We start from the raw sequence: 18,989 nt of genomic DNA on the forward strand, positions 1-18,989 counted from the left end.
CCGATGCGGATGATCGAGTCATGACAGGGCAAGCGGACGGCCGCGGCACGGACACTGTGCGTACACAGTGCTCGTATTGCGGCGTCGGCTGCGGCATAAACGTCCAGACAAAGACTGATCAGTCTGGCGCGCGGTTGATCGCGAAGGTCAGCGGCGACAAGCTGCATCCGGCGAACGCGGGCAGACTGTGCACCAAGGGCGCCACCCACGCGGAGATGATGGCCGCGCCCGGCCGGATGGACACCGCCTACCGGCGCCCCGAACGCGGCCAGGTCCCGGTTCCGCTGCCGGTCGACGAGGCTGTGCACGAAACCGCCACCCGCTTGCGCGCGATCCTCGACGAGCACGGCCCCGACGCGATCGCCCTCTACGTCTCCGGACAGATGTCGCTGGAAGCCCAGTACCTGGCCACCAAACTGGCCAAGGGCTACCTGCGGACACAGCACATCGAAGCCAACTCGCGCCTGTGCATGGCCAGCGCGGGCACCGGCTACAAGCAGTCGCTCGGCGCGGACGGTCCGCCCGGTTCCTACGACGATTTCGAACACGCCGACCTGTTCCTGGTCACCGGCGCGAACATGGCCGACTGCCACCCGATCCTGTATCTGCGCATGGCCGACCGACTCAAGGCAGGCGCCAAGCTGATCGTGGTCGACCCACGCCGCACCGATACCGCCGCCCGCGCGGACCTGTTCCTGCAGATCGCACCGGGTACCGACCTCGCCCTGCTCAACGGACTGCTGCACCTGCTGGTCGCCGACGGCGCGATCGACACCGCGTTCATCGCCGAGCACACCGAGGGCTGGGAGGCGATGCCCGAGTTCCTCGCCGACTATCCCCCGGCCCGCGTCGCCGAGTTGACCGGCCTGGCCGAGGCCGATATCCGCACCGCGGCCACGATGATCGCCGAGGCGGGCGAGTGGATGTCGCTGTGGACGATGGGGCTCAATCAGTCCACGCACGGCACCTGGAACACCAACGCCCTGGTCAACCTGCACCTGGCGACCGGCACCATCTGCAGGCCGGGCAGTGGACCCTTCTCGCTCACCGGCCAGCCCAACGCCATGGGTGGCCGCGAGATGGGCTACATGGGCCCCGGCCTGCCGGGCCAGCGCAGCCTGCTCTCCCCCGCCGACCGCACCTTCGTCGAAACCGCCTGGGACCTGCCCGAGGGCACCCTGCGTACCGAGTCGGGCCCCGGCACCATCGACATGTTCCGCGGACTGGCCGACGGCGAGATCAAGGCCGCGTGGATCATCTGTACCAATCCCGTTGCCACCGTGGCCAATCGCAAAACCGTGATCGCGGGTCTCGAAGCGGCCGAGTTGGTCGTCGTGCAGGATGCCTACGCCGAGACCGCGACCAATGCCTACGCCGATCTGTTGCTGCCCGCCGCGCTGTGGGCCGAAGCCGATGCGGTGATGGTGAATTCGGAGCGCAACGTCACCCTGCTGCAACAGTCGGTCGACCCGATCGGCGACGCGAGACCGGACTGGCTGCTGATCGCCCAGGTCGCCACGGCCATGGGTTTCCCCGGCTTCGACTTCACCTCCAGTGCCCAGGTGTTCGCCGAGCTGCGGCAGTTCACCAATCCGGCCACCGGCTACGACCTGAGCGGTATGAGCTACGAGCGTCTGGCGCAAGGCCCGATGCAGTGGCCGTGCAAGGACGCCGACACACCGCGCAACCCGATCCGCTATGTCAACGACGGCACCCATCAGCCGTTGCACGTGGCGGCCGACGGCACCACCCCGCGGCTCGCGTTCGCCACCCCGAGCAGGCGCGCGGTGTTCTTCCCTCGTCCGCATCTGCCCGCCGCCGAGCTGCCCGACGACGACTACCCGTTCCTGCTGAATACCGGTCGGCTGCAACATCAGTGGCACACGATGACCAAGACGGGCAAGGTGACCAAGCTGACCAAGCTGACAGGGGGACCGTTCGTCGAAGTGCATCCCACCGATGCCGAGCGACTCGATCTGAAGGCGGGAGATCAGCTCGAGATCGCGTCGCGCCGGGGCCGGGCTGTGCTGCCGGTGCGCATCAGCGACCGGGTGCGACCTGGTGATTGTTTTGCTCCCTTCCACTGGAATGACGAACAGGGCGAATATCTGACGATCAACGCGGTGACCAATGACGCGGTGGATCCGACCTCGTTGCAGCCGGAGTTCAAGGCGTGCGCGGTGTCGCTGCGCCGGGTCGGCCCCGCCGCCACTCCCGAGCACGCGCCCGCCCAGCCCGCACAGCTGCCCGCCCAACCGGCCACGCATCCACTGGCCGGGATTCTCGGCCTCGACGCCGGTACCTCGCCCACGCTCAGCGAGACCGAGCGCATCTACCTCGGCGGTTACCTCGCCGCCCTGCAGTCGCTACCGGTGACCGGGCAGCCGGTGCTGCCGGTGAGCGCACCGTTGTCGACACAGTCACGCCTGTGGGTCGACGGTCTGCTGGCCGGCATGTACTCCCGCAATGTCGGCGCTGCCGCCGAAGCGATCGACAGCCCTGCCCCCCACCCGGTCACCGTGCTGTGGGCCTCCCAGACCGGCAATGCCGAAGAACTGGCCGCCACCGTCGCGGCCCGCCTCTCGGAAGCCGACCTCACGCCGTCGTTGCTCGATATGGATTCGTGCGAGCTGACCTCGATCACCGGTGACGTCCTCATCATCACCAGCACGTTCGGTGACGGTGGGCCGCCGGACAACGGCGCCGACTTCTGGACCAGGCTCGAAGACAGCATCATTCGCCTCAACGGCGTTCGCTACGCGGTGTTCGCGCTCGGCGACTCCTCCTACGACGATTTCTGTGGCCATGGTCGCAAGCTCGACACGCTGTTCGCCGAACGTGGCGCGAAGCGACTCCTGCCGAGGGTGGACAGCGAACCCGATTTCGCCGACGTCGCCGATCAGTGGCTCGATGACGTCCTGGTCGCGATCATCAGTGGTTCACCCGACGACGGCGGTCCGACCGGCGGCACTCCACGAGGTCGCGACGGTTCGCTCGTTGGTGCGTCGATTAGCCGAGATTCACACGGCACCAACGGTGTTGCTCCCCAAGCGAATTCGTCCCACATGATGCCGTCACCAGCTGGGCGCGGCGGCACGACCGTGCTCGACCGGCAGCTCGCGCCGGCTCCCTCCCGGACGCAGCGCACCACCGCCGCTCCGTTCACCCGCCAGTCCCCGGTCCGCGCCACCCTGATGCGCAATGAGATCCTGAGCGCGCCCGGTTCGCCGAAAGAGGTGCGGCGCTTCGGTTTCGACCTCCACGACCTCGATGCCGGGTACGAAGTGGGCGATTCGCTGGGCGTGCTGCCCGCCAACTGCCCCGACCTGGTCGACGAATGGCTCGCCTGCACCGGGCTCGATGGTCGGCGCACGATCGAAGTCGACGACCGCGAACTCACGCTCACCGATGCCCTGCGCACGCACTACGACATCACCAAGGTGAGTCAGGATCTGCTCGGCTTCATCGGCGAGCGCAACCCACACCCGCAGCTGTCCAAGCTGTTGCGCCGCGACAACCGCAATGAGCTCGCCTCTTACCTGTGGGACCGCCAGGCCGTCGATGTGCTGCGCGACTTCCCGGTACGGACCGATCTCGTCGACTGGCTGGGAGCTCTGAAAAAGCTGCAACCCCGCCAGTATTCGATCTCCTCGAGCCCATTGACGACCCCAGACGAGGTGCAGCTGACAGTAGGCGTGGTCCGCTACGGCGATCCGGTGGGCACCTCGGCGCGGCGCGGTGGGGTGTGCTCGACGTTCCTGGCTGACCGGGGGACCACCGAGATCCCGATCTTTCTGCAGCGGGCACCGCATTTCCGTCCGCCGCTGGATCCGAATGCCCCGATGATCATGGTGGGGCCGGGTACCGGTATCGCTCCTTTCCGCGGATTCCTGCACGAGCGGCGGGCCATCGGCGCGACCGGCCGCAACTGGTTGTTCTTCGGCGACCAGCACGCCGCCCAGAACTTCTACTACCGCGCCGAGCTCGAGGACATGTTCCGCTCCGGCTTCCTCACCCGCCTGGACCTGGCCTTCTCTCGCGATCAGCGCGAGCGGGTCTATGTCCAGCATCGGATGATCGAGCACGGCGCCGAGCTGTGGTCGTGGCTGCGCGACGGCGGCCACTTCTACGTCTGCGGTGACGCCGCCCGGATGGCCAAGGATGTCGACGACACCTTGCTGCGGATCGCCCAGATCCACGGAAAGTTGGACGAGGCGGGTGCGCTGGCCTTCAAGAAGCAGCTCGTGGCCGAGAAGCGGTACGTGCGCGACGTGTACTGATCAGGCCGCGCGGATCGCGGGCGGGTTGAGCCGGGTGAAGTCGGGCAGCCGGTGGTACGGGTAGTAGGGGTACGGCGGCGTGGTCGCGCTCGCGGCGTCGAGGGCGGCCAGGTGTTCGGGATCGAGCTGCCAGCCGACCGCACCGAGGTTCTGACGTAACTGTTCCTCGTTGCGGGCGCCGATCAACACGGAGGCGACGGTGGGCCGGGTGAGCAGCCAGTTCAGAGAGATCTGCGGGACGCTGCGACCTGTTTCAGCGGCGATGCGATCGAGCACATCGACGACGTCGTAGAGTCGTTCATCGTCGACGGGCGGGCCAGCCTGGGCCGTCTCGTGCAGTCGACTGCCTGCCGGAAGCGGTTGTCCACGACGAACTTTGCCGGTGAGCCTGCCCCAGCCGAGCGGGCTCCAGATGATGGAGCCGACGCCCTGGTCGGCACCGAGCGGCATCAGTTCCCATTCGTAATCGCGACCCACCAGCGAGTAGTAGACCTGGTGCGCCACCGGCTTTTCCAGGCCGAGCGCCTCCGCAGTGGCGAGCGTTTTCATCAACTCCCAGCCGGCGAAGTTGGAGACGCCGAGGTAGCGGATCTTGCCCGCCCGCACGAGATCGTTGAGGGCCGTGAGGGTTTCCGCCAGCGGGGTGCCCGCATCGAAGGCGTGCAGCTGGAACAGATCGAGGTAATCGGTGCCGAGGCGGCGCAGCGAGGCGTCGACGGCACGGATCAGCCTGGCGCGGCTCGAACCCGCCTCGTGCGGGCCCGGACCGGTGGGCAGCGCCGATTTCGTCGACAGCAGCACCTGCTCGCGCCTGCCCTTGATCGCCGCGCCGAGCACTTCCTCCGACGCGCCGTCGGAATACACATCGGCCGTGTCGAACAGGGTGACACCGGCCTCCAGGCTGATGTCGATCAAGCGCCTGGCCTGCGCGGCATCGGTATCGCCCCATGCGCTGAACAGCGCACCGCGACCGCCGAAGGTGCCTGCGCCGAAGCCGAGTGCCGGAACGAGAAGACCAGATGCGCCGAGCCGCCGGTATTCCATGAGAGCTCCTAAAGGGTCTATTGTTTCGTTAACAGAATCGACAGTACACCCGATTCGCGCTAAATGAAACAGGAGTTCCGTTATGGATCACGACATCGCTTGGCCGGGCTCTGTTCGGCCTGGTGGACGCACTGCTCGCGTGCGCGAGTCCGTCCTGGAAGTGGCCGGCGACCTGCTCGCGGACCGCGGATTCGCGCATCTCGATCTGACCGAGGTCGCCACCGGCGCCGGGGTCGGCAAAACCACCGTCTACCGGCGCTGGCGCACCCCCGCGGGCTTGGTCGCCGACCTGCTCGTCGATATGGCAGAGCAGTCGTTGCCGCGCGCCGATACCGGCTCACTGCTCGACGACCTGACAGCCAACGCCCGCCTGGTCGCGAAAACCCTCGCCGACGGCCGCCAGAGCAACCTCTTCCGCGCCGTTATCGCGGCCGCCACCTGCGACGATGCCACCGCCGCCGCGCTGCACGCCTTCTACGACACCCGGCTCAACGAGTGGGCGCCGTGTGTGGAAGCCGCCGTCCTCCGTGGCGAAGCACCCGCGGGCACCGACCCGCGCGCCGTGCTCTCCGCCGTCTCCGCGCCGCTCTACTACCGATTACTGGCCAGCGGCGATCCCATCGACGACGACATCGCCGACCGATCCGCCAGAGCCGCCACCATCGCCACCGCCGCGGGAACGTTCGTCATCACACCCGACGACGTCAGCGCCTGACTACCGACAAGTTTCCCCACAGAGCAGGTTCAGTATCGGGCGTCCGGTTCACGATGCGACGGCGGAGCGCCACGCGGGATCACGGCCGGTGAGGCCGAGCAGTCGATCGAATGCCGGTGCGTCGGCCGGGATCTCGACGACCGGGCCGAACAAGCCGGGTGTGCCCGCGGGGTCGGTTTCGCGCAGGAACTCGTGCAGGATCGCCAGGTCCACGGGGGTAACGGTCAACTCCTGCCCCGTCGCGACGGCGAGATCCCACGCGTGGATGGTGATCTCGTCGAGCGCGACGATCGCCATCACCGAGGCGGGCAGCTCGACCCCACCGGCTTCGGTATCACCGTCCCACGCCTGCGCCACCCGCCACACCGACGTCAGCGTCTCGAGCTGCGCGGCGATGCGGGTGCGCCAGTCATCGGGCAGCGGGCTGTCGGAACCGGCAGGCGGCGGCGCGGACCGGCCGACCGATTCCTTGGTCGCGGCCTGTCGGAAAGCCTCGGTGAGCCCGACCACGTGGGCGAGCAGGTCGCGCACCGTCGACTCGGCACACGGCGTCGGGTCGGCGAGCTGGTCGTCGGTGATGCCGTCGACGACCGCGGCGAGCGACCGAGCGGCGGGTTCGAAATCGAACTGCGGTTCCATGAGTACTCCTCGTCGATGACGTCGTGGCTGCACACATGCAGACGAACCCATCGCCCCGAAGTCATCGGTGCGGCTTGCCGCGCGCACCGGATCGGCGCACCCTGGACAGCGCAGGACCGATCAGCGCACATCACGTCCGAGGCTCAACCGATCGAGCAGGCCGACGAACGAGGAGCACCGATGATCGATGACGAACCCGCTCGCCCACTGGACGAGGTCCCCGAGGCCGATCGCATCGAGCAGGAACAGTCCGCCTTCCGCGATGACGACCCCGACGATCCGGCCTACTCCGACGCCGACGAGATGGCGGCCGATATCGTCCGCGAGGCCGACACCGCGAACCCGGCGGACGTGATCGAACAGACCATCCCCGTCCCCTTCGACGAGGCCGACGAGGGGTTCACCGGCACCTAACCGGCGATCTTGGCCCGCAGGCCCGCGTGCAGTTCACGCAGGCTGGAACGCTCGGTCGCGACCTCGAGCACCCGCAGGCCGTGCGTGTCGGCGGCCAGTTCCACGGCCAATTCGGCGGGATCGACCTGACGGTGCGGGATGCGGTAGGCGGCGCACAGGGCGGCCAGATCCATGCCGTGGGGCGTGCCGAATACCCGCTCGAACACACCCGCGTACTGCGGATCGCCCTGTTCGAGCAGCTCGAAGATGCCGCCGCCGTCGTCGTTGGCGACAACGATCGTGAGATTGTCCGGGCGCGGTTCGCCGCGCCCGATCAGCAGGCCGGACGCATCGTGGAGAAAAGTGAGGTCACCCATCAGCGCCACGGTGCGGCCGGGATGCGCCAAGGCGGCACCGACGGCACCGGAGACCGTGCCGTCGATACCGGCGACACCGCGGTTGGACAGCACTCGGATGCCCGGGCGCGGATACGAGACCAGGGCGGCGTCGCGCACCGGGTTCGACGCGCCGAGCAGCAGTTGATCGCCTTCTCGCAAGCCGTCCATGACCACGGCCGCCACGTGCAGACCGGTCGCCTTCGGATGCGCGGCCAACTCGGCCCGCACCACCGACTCGGCCTGCTGGTTCAGTTCCGAGCAGCGCGTCAACCAGGCGGGATCGGGTGTGCCGGTGGTCACCGCGCGGGTGCCGGTGCCGACGACATTGCCGGAGACGTCGGGCCAGCGCGGACCGGTGGTGAGCGCGAACACGGTGACGTCCGGATCGGCGAGCACCCGTGAGACCTGCCGGTGCAGGGTCGGACGTCCGGTGATGATCGCCTGGGTCGGCTTCAGCAGCGACAGCGCGAGCGGGTGCAGGGCGGGGCCGTGCATCGGCGCGGTCGGCTCGGCCACCGTCGGCAGCGCCGCGAGTTCGGGCAACAGCCGCGCGCCGTGGCCGGAGATGACGACGGTGTCGGGCGTCAGGTCGATATCGAGCGGCACGTCGAGGGTGGCGTATTGGGTTGTCGTCCACGGCCGTTCACCCTCGCGACCGACGGGCAGCGGATCGTCGGACAGCTCGGGGACCAGCGGTTCACGCAGCGGGATGTCGAACTGCACCGGACCCGCGTTGCCGGAACGGGTTCCGCGCGCGGCGGCGAGCACCCGGCATACCGACGAGCGCCACACGCTGTTCTGTCGCGGGTAGGCCGACTCTCCCGCCTCGGCTTCGGCCAGCCCGAGGCTGATCGTGGCGCGCACCTGCGAACCGAACAAGCCGAGCTGCTCCACCGTCTGATTGGCGCCGGTGCCGAGCATCTCGTAGGGCCGGTTCGCGCTGACGACGATCAGCGGCACCCGCGCGTAGTTGGCCTCGAGCACCGCTGGACCCAGGTTCGCCACCGCGGTGCCGGAGGTCATCACGACCGGAACCGGTCGCCCCGAGGACACCGCGAGACCGATCGCCAGAAATCCCGCGGTGCGCTCGTCGACGCGCATATGCAGCCGAAGCTCCCCGGCCGCGTCCGCGGCCTGCAGCGCGAAGGCCAGTGGCGCGTTGCGCGATCCGGGGCACAGCACCACTTCACCGACGCCGCCGCGGACGAGCTCGTCGACGACCACTCGTGCCTGCGCAGTAGACGGATTCACAATCACAGCCTGTCAGACCGGCGCGCACTCGTCTGCCCCCGGCCCGCGTTGCCTGCGTCACCGAGTGCGAGCAGCGCACCAGTATTCGGCCCTGCGATCAATTACCGGGATGCCAGGATGGGATGAACCGATATTCATATACCGAGGCAATCGATATTCATGAAATCGCAAAGAGAACAACGGAAGAAAGAAATCCGACGGCGGGCTACCTGCCCGCCGCCGGAATTTCCGCCAACCCGACAAATGGTTGGTCGAACGAATATTCAGCTCACTCCGCGGGCGCGGTGAGATCCTGGATGCCCGTGACGGACTCGATGATGTTGAGGACGGCGGAGGTAGCGCTGTCGACCGCGGCGCTGCCCGACTCCAGCACACCCGAACCAGCGGAAGAGCCGGTCAGCACGTCAGCCGAGCCCGTGGCTGCATCGGCGGAACCGGTGGCGTCGGCACTCGCGACGGCGGGACCGAAGAACATGACAGCGGCGGCAGCGGCAGCACCGGTGGCGGCGAGGGTCTTACGAGAGATCATGTGAGCAAACTTCCTTTCGACCTTTGCAATACAGTCATCTGAAAGCAATTCGATTTCCGGATCGCTTGATTGGCAACGTATCCGATAAGGCAGGGTGGTTGTCAATCGCGCCGATGACTGGCGCGCTCTCGTCGAATTCGTGGCAACCCGCAATTATCCTGGCGTTCACCGTGGCGGTAATATTGCTCACACCGGCTGTCACGGAATTTACCGCCGACCGGGAATCGATGTGTCCGAGGCCACCGCATACCCCCGTTACGTGAGGGTGGTCACCCGCGAACGCGAAAAGGCCGGTGCGGTTCGGTTACCCGAACTCGCACCGGCCCCTCGTTCACACGATCACAGCGGGGGCTACCCCCGCTGGAGCGCTCAGCCTGCGTGCTTCTGCACCAGATCGCCAACGCGCGGCAGTGCCTCGATGACGTGCTTCTTGGCAGAACCACGCATCGACGAGTACACCTTCTTCAGTGCGGGCCGGGTGGACGATTCGGCGCGGGCGTCGGTGACGGCCAGCAGCGACTCGGCTACCTGATCGGACTTCGCGGCCAGCAGATCGGCGAAGGTGCCGGTGCCGGTGGTGGTGAATTCGGCCCAGTACGGCTGGAGCTGATCGAGCAGTTTCGGCGCCAGCGACGCGAGGCCGTCGGGAACGATGGTCGGGCTGATCTTCTTGACCGCCGCGTAGCCACCCTTCACGGCCAGGCCGGACGCACCACCTTTGTCCGAGACCTCGGCGTCGAGCACCTCGACGGCGTCAGCAAGGAAAGCCGGACGCTTGGCGTCGTCGAGCAGGGATTCAGACAGTGCTGCAACCACTTTCAGGTTCCTCCGGATCGGTTCGATGTACGAGCAGGCGCAACTATACGCATCGGGTGCTCAGAGCACGCGCCGACCGCTCGAGCTGCGGTGTTACGACCTTGTACCGCGCGGTCGGACAGTAGGGCAATAATCGTGGTCGTGACTTTCGATCCGAAGCTGTGGCAGCCCGTCCCCGGGTTCGAGGACCTGACCGACATCACCTATCACCGGCATATCGAGCAGGGCACGGTGCGGGTCGCCTTCGACCGGCCCGAGGTGCGCAACGCGTTCCGCCCGCACACCGTCGACGAGCTGTACCGCGCGCTCGACCATGCGCGGATGAGCCCTGACGTCGGCGCGGTGCTGCTCACCGGCAACGGTCCGAGCGAGAAGGACGGTGGCTGGGCGTTCTGTTCCGGCGGTGACCAGCGCATTCGCGGCCGCAACGGCTACCGGTACGCCGACGGCGAGACCGCCGACACGGTCGACGCGGCGCGCGCAGGCCGACTGCACATCCTCGAGGTGCAGCGCCTGATCCGTTTCATGCCCAAGGTGGTGATCGCGCTCGTCAACGGCTGGGCTGCCGGTGGTGGGCACAGCCTGCACGTGGTCTGCGACCTGACGCTCGCCTCACGCGAGCACGCGCGGTTCAAGCAGACCGATGCCGACGTCGGCTCGTTCGACGGCGGTTACGGCAGCGCGTACCTGGCGAAGATGGTCGGCCAGAAATTCGCCCGCGAGATCTTCTTCCTCGGCAGGCCGTACACGGCCGAGGAGATGCACCAGATGGGCGCGGTGAACAAGGTCGTCGACCACGACGAGCTGGAAAACGTCGCGCTGGAGTGGACCGCCGACATCAACGGCAAATCGCCGCAGGCGCAGCGCATGCTGAAGTACGCGTTCAACCTGCTCGACGATGGTCTGGTCGGTCAGCAACTGTTCGCCGGTGAGGCGACCCGCCTGGCGTACATGACCGACGAAGCGGTCGAGGGCCGAGACTCGTTCCTGGAGAAGCGCAAGCCCGATTGGACGCCCTACCCCTGGTACTTCTGAGAACGGAAACCCCCATGGAGATTCTCAACAGCCGGATCATCGTTCGTCCCAGCGATTACGGTCGCACGCTGGCGTTCTACCGCGACGGCCTCGGCTTGGCGATCGCACGGGAGTACCCCGGCGGCACGGTGTTCTTCGCCGGGCAGTCGCTGCTCGAGGTCGCCGCACACGGTGGCAGCGGGCAGTCGGGCAGCTTCGACGGCGCGATCTGGTTGCAGGTGCGCGATGTCGACGACGCGGCGGCGGAGTTGGCGCTGAAGGGAATCGAGATCGAGCGCGCACCGGTGCTCGAACACTGGGGCCTGCGGGAGATGTGGGTGCGCGATCCGGACGGTGTCCCCATCGTGCTGGTGCAGGTTCCCGCCGAACATCCGATCCGGCGGGATCAGCGCTGGTCGCCGGAGTGAGAGGGCTGTGCCCACGGCCGAGCCGAGTTGCCGATGACGGCTCGGCCGCGCACGATAGCTGCGAGCAAGCGCCCGACCGACGTCGTCCGGACCGCAGTGCGAGTGGTGTCCATCTACTGAATCGCAGTCGCTATGTCTGGCTTTCCCGACCCGTTTCCCGACAAACCGACCCGTTGGCCGGGTCTTGTCGGTCGCATGACACGATCGAAGCCGTGAGGGCGCGCGGCAAGCTGTTTCCGGAGGTGGTGGGGTGAGTCGAACCCTGCGGACGCTGCAGATGCCGACCGGTTCCGGGGTCAGCGAAGTGATGCCCCACCTGCGCCAAGCCCTCGACGGCAGCGGCCCGGCGTGGTTACCGATCCCGACCACCGATCGTCGGGAGGCGCGCAGACTTTCCGACGCGCTCAAGCCCGGTGATCCGATCGACGACGATGTCGCGCTGGTCGTGACGACCTCGGGCACCACCGGTATCCCCAAGGGCGCGCTGCTCGGCGCCGAAGCCTTGCGTGCCAGCGGCAACGCCACTCACGACCGTCTCGGCGGTCCGGGTAGTTGGCTGCTGGCGCTGCCGACCCATCACATCGCCGGTATCCAGGTGTTGCTGCGCAGCATCCTCGCCGGCACCGAGCCGACGGTGCTCGACGTGTCGGGCGGATTCCTGCCCGAGGCGCTGGCCGGGGCTGTCGGCGCGATGCGTGGACCACGGCGCTACACCGCGCTGGTGCCGACGCAGCTGATCAAATCGCTGGATTCGCCGGTGGCGGCCAAGGCGCTGGCCGAACTCGACGGCGTCCTGGTCGGCGGTGCGGCCACGCCCGCGCCCGTCCTCGACCGGGCGCGTGACCTCGGTATCACCGTGGTGCGGACGTACGGGATGAGTGAGACCTGCGGTGGGTGCGTCTACGAGGGTGTGCCGCTCGACGGCACCGAACTGCGCATCGAGGACGGTCGCGTCATCCTCGGCGGTGCGATGATCGCGCGCGGTTACCGCAATCTGCCCGACCATCCGGCCTTCGCCGAGCCCGGTTGGTTCCGGACCGAAGACGCGGGCTCCTTCGAAGACGGTGTGCTCTCGATTACGGGGCGCCTCGACGAGGCCATCATGACCGGTGGGCTACTGGTGATTCCGCAGGTGGTGGAGGCTGTGCTGTCCCACCACCCCGGCATCCGCGAATGCATCGTGCTCGGCCTGCCCGACGAACGACTGGGTCAGCGGGTCGCGGTCGCGATCGTGCCGACGCCGGGTGCCGCGCCGACGCTGGACGAACTGCGCACCTACGTGGTGGCCGAACTCGACTCGATCGCCGCACCGCGTGAACTGGCCGTGCTGTCGGAGATCCCGCTACGCGGCCCCGGAAAGCCCGACCGCGCAGCCCTGCGCAAGCTTCTACAAGCTGAGTAATCGGCGCGCTGGCGCGCGCGTGTTCTCGGCCCTGAGGCCTCGATCTTCCCTCCCTCCGGGTGCTCCTTCGTCACACCCTCCAGTCAGTCCAGATCGAGGCGGCCGAGAACGGGAAAGACTCCTGACGCAAGGCGCTGACAGTGCCGTGCAAGGGGCGTGCAAGGCCTGGTGGGCACGGTGGTGCTCATGACTTACACACCCACTTCATCCCTCGCCGTCGAGGCGGACGGGCTGGTCAAGGTGTTCGGCAAGCAGCGCGCGGTCGACGGGGTGAGCCTGACGGTGCCGCGCGGCGCCGTGTACGGCGTGCTCGGACCGAACGGCGCGGGCAAGACCACGACCATCAAGATGCTGGCGACCCTGCTCCGCCCCGACGGCGGTAGCGCCCGGATCTTCGGCCGCGACGTCGTGGCCGAACCGAACGCGGTGCGCTCGCTGATCGGTGTCACCGGCCAGTACGCCTCGGTCGACGAGGAGCTCACCGCCACCGAGAACCTGATCATCTTCGCCCGCCTCCTCGGCCTGAGCAGGTCCGATGCCCGGCGCAAGGCTGTCGAGCTGCTCGAGGAGTTCGACCTCGCCGAGGCCGCGTCCAAGCCGCTGAAGAACTTCTCCGGCGGTATGCGCAGGCGCCTCGACCTCGCCGCCAGCCTCATCTCCACCCCGCCGTTGCTGTTCCTTGACGAACCGACCACCGGCCTGGACCCACGCACTCGCGCGCAGATGTGGGAAACCATCCGCAGGCTGGTCCGCGAAGGCGCGACAGTGCTGCTCACCACCCAATACCTCGACGAGGCCGATCAACTGGCCGACCGGATCGCGGTGATCGACCGCGGCAAGGTGATCGCCGACGGCACCGCCGACCAGCTCAAAGCCTCCATCGGCGGCGCATCGGTCCACCTGACACTGGTCGATTCCGAACAGCTCGACGAAGCCCGCCGTATCGTCGGCGATTTCCTCGACGTGAGCGTGCAGATCAGCCCCGAAGCGGGCAGGCTCACGGCGCCGCTGCCCGACCCCAATCTCACCGCCGACCTGCTGATCCGGTTGCGCGACTGGGAGATCGCGGTCGACGAGATCACCGTCAGCAAACCGACGCTGGACGAAGTCTTCCTCACCATTACCGGCCACCCGGCCGACGAATCCGACGACACCGAACGGAGCGCGGCATGACCGCAGTTCTCACCGCTCCCAAGACCATCGACGACCTCCCTCAGGCCAGCGACCGAATCAGCCTGCGGGACACGATCTCCACTTCGTTCACGATGGCCTATCGCGGCCTGCTCAAGATCAAACACAATCCCGAACAGCTCTTCGACGTGACGGTGCAGCCGATCCTGTTCACCGCCCTGTTCACCTACATCTTCGGCGGCGCGATCTCGGGCAGCGTGTCCGGCTATCTGCCGGTGCTCATCCCGGGCATCCTCGTGCAAACCGTAGTGCTGACCTCGGTGGTCACCGGCACACAGCTGCGCGAGGACATGGACAAGGGCGTGTTCGACCGCTTCAAATCCCTCCCCATCGCGCGGGTTTCGGCGCTGGCAGGCGCGCTGCTGGCCGACATGGTCCGCTACGCCATCGCCTCGACGCTGACCGTGCTGGTCGGGTTGTGCCTGGGCTACCGGCCCGGCGGCGGTCTGGTCGGCGTGGTCGCGGCCTGCCTGGTGGTCGTGGTGTGCTCGTTCGCGGTGAGCTGGATCTGGGCGCTGGTCGGTGTCACCGGCAAGAGCGCCGCGTCGGTGCAGGGCATCTCGATGATGGTGATGTTCCCGCTGACGTTCATGTCCGGCGCTTTCGCCCCGGTGAGCACCATGCCGGGCTGGATGCAGGGGCTCAACCATGCCAACCCGGTGTACTACATGGTCAACACCTGCCGGGAACTGATGAACTCCAACAGTTACGGCACCGATCTCGTCTGGTCGCTGGTCGGCTCGCTCGTGGTGATCGCGATTTTCGCGCCACTCGCGGTGCGGGCTTATATGCGCCGCGCCTGAACACCGCTGTTCCGCAACGGCATCCGATCCATGGGGTCGGGTGCCGTTGTCGTGTCAGTGCAGTCCGGCGATGATCTCGATGACGCGCATCGCGGCATCGAGACGACGCATACCCGCCGCGTGATGCAGCGCGGCGTCCATCGCGACGTCGCCGACCACGCTCCGATGCAAGGCGATGTGCGCGGCCAGTTCCATCGACGGGCTGTCCTGTCTGGCCATCGATGTCCCTGCCAGCGTGAGCAGTTCGAGGCCGTGGGTACGCCCGTTCTCGGTGGTGAGCAGGTAGGAACCGAGTGCGCACGCCACCGCGCCGATCTGCGGCAGGTCGATGTACTGCGCCAACCGTTGATCGGCGATCTCGATCATCTCGGCCACCAGGCCGCCGACAACCGACGCCCGGCCGTGCAGCACATGGGCACTCACGGTGCCCGCCGCGATCATCAGTGAACCGGGGCCGGGCGTCGGTTCGAAATCGGGCCACCCGAGCAGCTCGAGCCCGCGGCGGAAATGGCGCAGTCCGGCGTCGATATCGCCCTCGGCGAGTTCGAGTTCGGCGAGGGCGGTGGCCGCGTTCGCCAGCCGGTGATTGCGGCGAACGCTGGGGTCGTCGACCGGGCTCACACCGGAATCGTCCGGGCGTAGGGCGAAGTCGAGTTCAGCGCGGGCCTGCTCGAGTCGGCCGCAGCCGACCAAAGAAGCCGCCAGGTAGCAGCGGCTCTCCATGATCTCTTCGTGCACACGGAGCTTGCCCATCAACTCCAGCGCGCGGCGGTAGTAGTTCACGGCGTCGGCGTAGTACGCCGACTGACCGGACAGCTGGGCCAGGTGCTGGCTCACCGTCGCCATGCCCCACACTTCCGCCGGGTCCATGTCGTCGAGTGTGCGTAAGGAGTCGCGGGTCGAGCCCGCGACGTTGCCCGCGTTCTCCCAAAGATTGGCGCGTGCGATCAGGGCGGCGACCCGAACTTGCCGATGGTGTGAACGCGCGCCACGGGCTAACAGCCTGCCCAGTCGGAACTTTTCGGGCCGAACGGTGATCACCGCACCGAGGAAGGACAGGCCCGGATCGAGATCGGGGCTCGTCAGCAACCGCCGCGCGCGCATGCGCACGATCGCCGTCGCGCGGACGCCACCGTCCTTGAGGAACAGCATGTGCAGGCAGGTCAGCAGATGCGCGATCATCTGTAGGTCGGCGGCCTCACCCGAGGCCGGTGGCGGCGGCACGAGATCGACCAATCGCATGGCCCACCCAGTGAATTCCAGATGCGCGCCGCGCATCACCCAGGCCATCGCGACCACCGGGAAGACCGAGTACGCGGTGTGCGCGTCGGCGCGATCGACGGCAGTGCGCAGTACCGCGACCAGGTTGTCCAGGTCGGCGGTCACCGCGAGCACCGCCCGCACCTGATCGCCGCCGCGGTAGCCGCGAAACGATGCCAGCGCGAATTCCCGCGCCCAGCAGAACATTCTGTCGAGAACGAGCGCGGATTCGGCGCCGTCGGTCGCTGCGTCGACGGCGGCGATCTGTTCGGCGCCGAACTCACGAACCGTTTCGAGCATGCGATAGCGGATGCCCGCGCCGTCGGGGTCATCCAGGACGGTGAGCAGGGACTGGCCGACCAACCCGTCCACCGCGGCGGCCACATCCGGGCCCGCGGCGACGATCTCGGCCGCGGACAAGGTGAACCCGGCCGCGAACCGGCTCAGCCTGCGCAGGGTCACCTGCTGATCGGGGTCGAGAAGGTTCCAGCTCCACGCGATCACCGCGTGCAGCGTGCGATGCCGATGCGGCGCGGACCGATCACCGCTGCGCAACAGGGCGAAACGATGTTCGAGCCTGGTCTCGATCTCGGCGACGCTCATCGTGCGCACCCGCGCGGCGGCGAGCTCGATCGCCAGCGGCAGACCGTCGAGGGTGCGGCACAACCTGGCCACGGTGTCGGGGTCGAGGCGCACGTCGGGACGCACCGCCCTGGCACGAGCCGAGAACAGTTCCGTGGCAGGTGAACCGGCCGCGTCGATCGCCAAAGGGGCCAGGGGATAGACGGATTCGGCGGTGATCGCCAGCGGTGAGCGGCTGGTGGTGAGCACGGTCAGCTGGGCGCAACTGCCGACGAGATCGGCGACCACCTCGGCCGCGGCATCGATCACGTGCTCGCAATTGTCCAGAATCAGCACCATCGGCCGGGCCGCGAGCGCCTCACGCAGGCGGGTGCGCGCATCGATCTGCCTGCCCTGTCGGATGGCGCCGGGGTCACGGATCACCTCGCCCAGGCCCATCACCTGCCCGATCACGACCTCGATGCCGGTGCGCGATTCGGCGCCCACCTCCGATTCGGGCTGCACCGAGGCCAATTCGACGAGCACCACCGGCATCGAACGAGCCAGCCGTTCACCCACTGCGTTGGCGACCCTGGTCTTGCCGGTGCCACCGGGTCCGAGGAGGGTGGTCACCCTGGAGCGGTGCGCCAGATCGATGATCGCATCGAGATCGGCAGTGCGACCGAGCAGTTCATTGGGTGCGGCACGCAGGCCGACCGCCGTGCGTGGCATCGGGGTGTCGTTTGCCGCCGATCGGTCAGGCGCGCTGCCGTTCGCCGCTTCGGCGGGCAGCGTGTTCGGCTGCTCCCGCTCCACGATGGGTGACGCTGGTCGGCTTCTCGGTTTGCGCTGCGCCGTGCGGGTTCCAGGGAGCTCGATCGGTTCGCCCCGCAGAATGGCGGTGTTGAGGGCGAGCAGGGTGGGGCCCGGGTCGGCGCCGAGTTCCTCGATCAGGCGCAGGCGGTACGTGGCGAAGACTTCGAGGGCTTCGTTGGTTCGGCCCGCGGCGGCGAGCAGGCGGATCAGGGTCGTGTGGGCGGATTCGTCCAAGGGGTCGGTCGCGGCGGCGGCGCGAGCCAGCGGGAGGGCGGCGGCGAAGTCGCGCTGGGTGGTGTGGGCGGTGAGTTCGGTGTGATCGAGGTGGCGGCGCAGGTCGACGGCGACCGCGCGCAGGTCGACGGCGGGGGCGGAATCAGGAAGATCGGCGCCCGGTTCGCCGCGCCACAGCGTGTGGGCCAGTGCGATCGCGGCGAGGCTGTCGGCGGTGTTGCCCGCGGCCAGGTGTTCGTCGGCGCGGCGGGCCAGCGCGGCGACCGCGGTGAGGTCGACACTGTCGGCGGGCAGGGTCAGCCGGTAGCCCGCGGGGCCGATCTCCAGCGCGCCGTCGGGCAGCATCGCCCGCAGTCGCGAGACCTGGGTGTGCAGCGCGTTCATCGGTGCCCTGGGTGGCTGTTCGCCCCACACCTCGTCGATCAGCGCCTGGGCGCTGCGAGCCCGGCCAGGATGCACGGCGAGGGCGGCCAGCAGCAGCCTGGCGCGGGCGCCGGGTAGCGCGATCATGGCCTCGTCGCGGCGGATCGCGATCACGCCGAGCACCCCCACGACAACGCGGGAGAGAGCCTCGGAGAGCGACCCCTCGGGGCCGCGGTGCTGTACAGACATGCCGATGTCATCGTAGGCGAGCGCGGCGTCGGGCTCCCGATTCGCACTCACCGCGACACCCGCGGTCGATGTGTCCCGCGATTTGTCGCCGCCTCGCCTTAGGCTCACGCGCATGGGCAACTTCGAGGTGTCGCGGCGCACCGCCATCGCCGCCGAACCAGCACGGATTCACGCACTGATCGACGACTTCCACCAGTGGCGGCTGTGGTCGCCATGGGAGGACGCCGATCCGCAGCTCGCCCGCACCTACACCGGCCCGGAATCCGGCGTCGGCGCCCGCTACGCGTGGCGTGGCAACCGCAAAGCCGGTGCGGGCACGATGGAGATCAAGGCCGACGCCGAACGCGAGATCGGGGTGGAGCTCACCTTCGAGAAGCCGTTCAAAGCCACCAACTTCGTCACCTTCACGCTCGCTCCGGTTGCCGGCGGTACCGAGGTGACCTGGAAGATGACCGGCACCCACTCCGGCATGATGGGCGTGCTCGGCAAGGTGTTCCCGATCGACAACCTCATCGGCAAGGACTTCGACAAGGGTCTGGCCCGACTCAAGACGATCGCCGAATCCGCCCCGGCCTGACACCGTGACCAGGCGCACCCGCGCCC

Annotated in this window: 15 protein-coding genes; 9 read left to right on the forward strand and 6 right to left on the reverse strand. The window is 67.9% G+C overall.

What is annotated here, in order from left to right:
• The first annotated feature begins 20 nt into the window (after window positions 1-20).
• Window positions 21-4,280, forward strand: a complete 4,260-nt coding sequence (locus IBJ82_RS17005; protein WP_194826840.1) for a bifunctional nitrate reductase/sulfite reductase flavoprotein subunit alpha — start codon at window positions 21-23, stop codon at window positions 4,278-4,280.
• On the opposite strand, the gene IBJ82_RS17010 is transcribed toward IBJ82_RS17005, so the two are convergent.
• The gene (locus IBJ82_RS17010) at window positions 4,281-5,324 is read right to left on the reverse strand and encodes an aldo/keto reductase (RefSeq protein WP_194826841.1); all 1,044 of its coding nucleotides are present in this window, start codon (window positions 5,322-5,324) and stop codon (window positions 4,281-4,283) included.
• A gap of 82 nt (window positions 5,325-5,406) precedes the next feature.
• Between IBJ82_RS17010 and IBJ82_RS17015 the strand changes: the two genes are divergently transcribed.
• Window positions 5,407-6,039 carry a TetR/AcrR family transcriptional regulator gene (locus IBJ82_RS17015; protein ID WP_194826842.1) on the forward strand — a complete coding sequence of 211 codons (633 nt, stop codon included), beginning with the start codon at window positions 5,407-5,409 and terminating at the stop codon, window positions 6,037-6,039.
• 48 nt (window positions 6,040-6,087) lie between these two features.
• Here the strand turns inward: IBJ82_RS17015 and IBJ82_RS17020 are convergent, their stop codons facing one another.
• On the reverse strand, window positions 6,088-6,678 hold the full coding sequence (locus tag IBJ82_RS17020; RefSeq protein WP_194826843.1) for a TIGR03086 family metal-binding protein: 591 nt from the start codon (window positions 6,676-6,678) through the stop codon (window positions 6,088-6,090).
• 180 nt (window positions 6,679-6,858) lie between these two features.
• Here IBJ82_RS17020 and IBJ82_RS17025 point away from each other — a divergent pair, with 180 nt between their 5' ends.
• Entirely contained in the window at window positions 6,859-7,092 is a 234-nt protein-coding gene (locus tag IBJ82_RS17025) for a hypothetical protein (RefSeq protein WP_194826844.1), read from the forward strand.
• On the opposite strand, the gene menD is transcribed toward IBJ82_RS17025, so the two are convergent.
• The 3 genes from menD to IBJ82_RS17040 all read right to left on the reverse strand — a co-directional run bounded on the left by menD (window position 7,089) and on the right by IBJ82_RS17040 (window position 10,065).
• Window positions 7,089-8,720, reverse strand: coding sequence for a 2-succinyl-5-enolpyruvyl-6-hydroxy-3-cyclohexene-1-carboxylic-acid synthase (gene menD, locus IBJ82_RS17030; protein ID WP_194826845.1), 1,632 nt, complete (start codon window positions 8,718-8,720; stop codon window positions 7,089-7,091). The genes IBJ82_RS17025 and menD overlap by 4 nt on opposite strands.
• 268 nt (window positions 8,721-8,988) lie before the next feature.
• Entirely contained in the window at window positions 8,989-9,249 is a 261-nt protein-coding gene (locus IBJ82_RS17035; RefSeq protein WP_194826846.1) for a hypothetical protein, read from the reverse strand.
• A 369-nt stretch (window positions 9,250-9,618) separates the two neighbouring features.
• Window positions 9,619-10,065 (reverse strand): hypothetical protein, encoded by a 447-nt coding sequence (locus tag IBJ82_RS17040; RefSeq protein WP_194826847.1) that lies wholly within the window; start codon window positions 10,063-10,065, stop codon window positions 9,619-9,621.
• Between the two features lie 141 nt (window positions 10,066-10,206).
• On the opposite strand from IBJ82_RS17040, the gene IBJ82_RS17045 reads away from it, so the two are divergent.
• The 5 genes from IBJ82_RS17045 (at window position 10,207) to IBJ82_RS17065 (ending at window position 14,903) form a co-directional block, all read left to right on the forward strand.
• Complete coding sequence (locus IBJ82_RS17045; protein ID WP_194826848.1) at window positions 10,207-11,100, forward strand: 1,4-dihydroxy-2-naphthoyl-CoA synthase; 894 nt, start codon at window positions 10,207-10,209, stop codon at window positions 11,098-11,100.
• A 14-nt stretch (window positions 11,101-11,114) separates the two neighbouring features.
• Window positions 11,115-11,507 (forward strand): VOC family protein, encoded by a 393-nt coding sequence (locus IBJ82_RS17050; RefSeq protein WP_194826849.1) that lies wholly within the window; start codon window positions 11,115-11,117, stop codon window positions 11,505-11,507.
• Window positions 11,508-11,784: 277 nt separating this feature from the next.
• Window positions 11,785-12,909, forward strand: a complete 1,125-nt coding sequence (gene menE / locus IBJ82_RS17055; protein ID WP_194827202.1) for an o-succinylbenzoate--CoA ligase — start codon at window positions 11,785-11,787, stop codon at window positions 12,907-12,909.
• Window positions 12,910-13,095: 186 nt separating this feature from the next.
• Window positions 13,096-14,082: an ATP-binding cassette domain-containing protein gene (locus tag IBJ82_RS17060; RefSeq protein WP_194826850.1), complete on the forward strand. Its 987-nt coding sequence runs from the start codon at window positions 13,096-13,098 to the stop codon at window positions 14,080-14,082.
• Window positions 14,079-14,903: an ABC transporter permease gene (locus tag IBJ82_RS17065; protein WP_194826851.1), complete on the forward strand. Its 825-nt coding sequence runs from the start codon at window positions 14,079-14,081 to the stop codon at window positions 14,901-14,903. Before IBJ82_RS17060 ends, IBJ82_RS17065 begins: the two co-directional genes overlap by 4 nt.
• 54 nt (window positions 14,904-14,957) lie before the next feature.
• Here the strand turns inward: IBJ82_RS17065 and IBJ82_RS17070 are convergent, their stop codons facing one another.
• Entirely contained in the window at window positions 14,958-18,437 is a 3,480-nt protein-coding gene (locus IBJ82_RS17070; RefSeq protein ID WP_370585346.1) for a BTAD domain-containing putative transcriptional regulator, read from the reverse strand.
• Window positions 18,438-18,498: 61 nt separating this feature from the next.
• Here IBJ82_RS17070 and IBJ82_RS17075 point away from each other — a divergent pair, with 61 nt between their 5' ends.
• Window positions 18,499-18,963 (forward strand): SRPBCC family protein, encoded by a 465-nt coding sequence (locus IBJ82_RS17075; RefSeq protein WP_194826852.1) that lies wholly within the window; start codon window positions 18,499-18,501, stop codon window positions 18,961-18,963.
• Window positions 18,964-18,989 lie beyond the last annotated feature (26 nt).

The sequence above is a fragment of the Nocardia sp. XZ_19_231 genome, assembly GCF_015355705.1.
Lineage (GTDB): Bacteria > Actinomycetota > Actinomycetes > Mycobacteriales > Mycobacteriaceae > Nocardia > Nocardia salmonicida.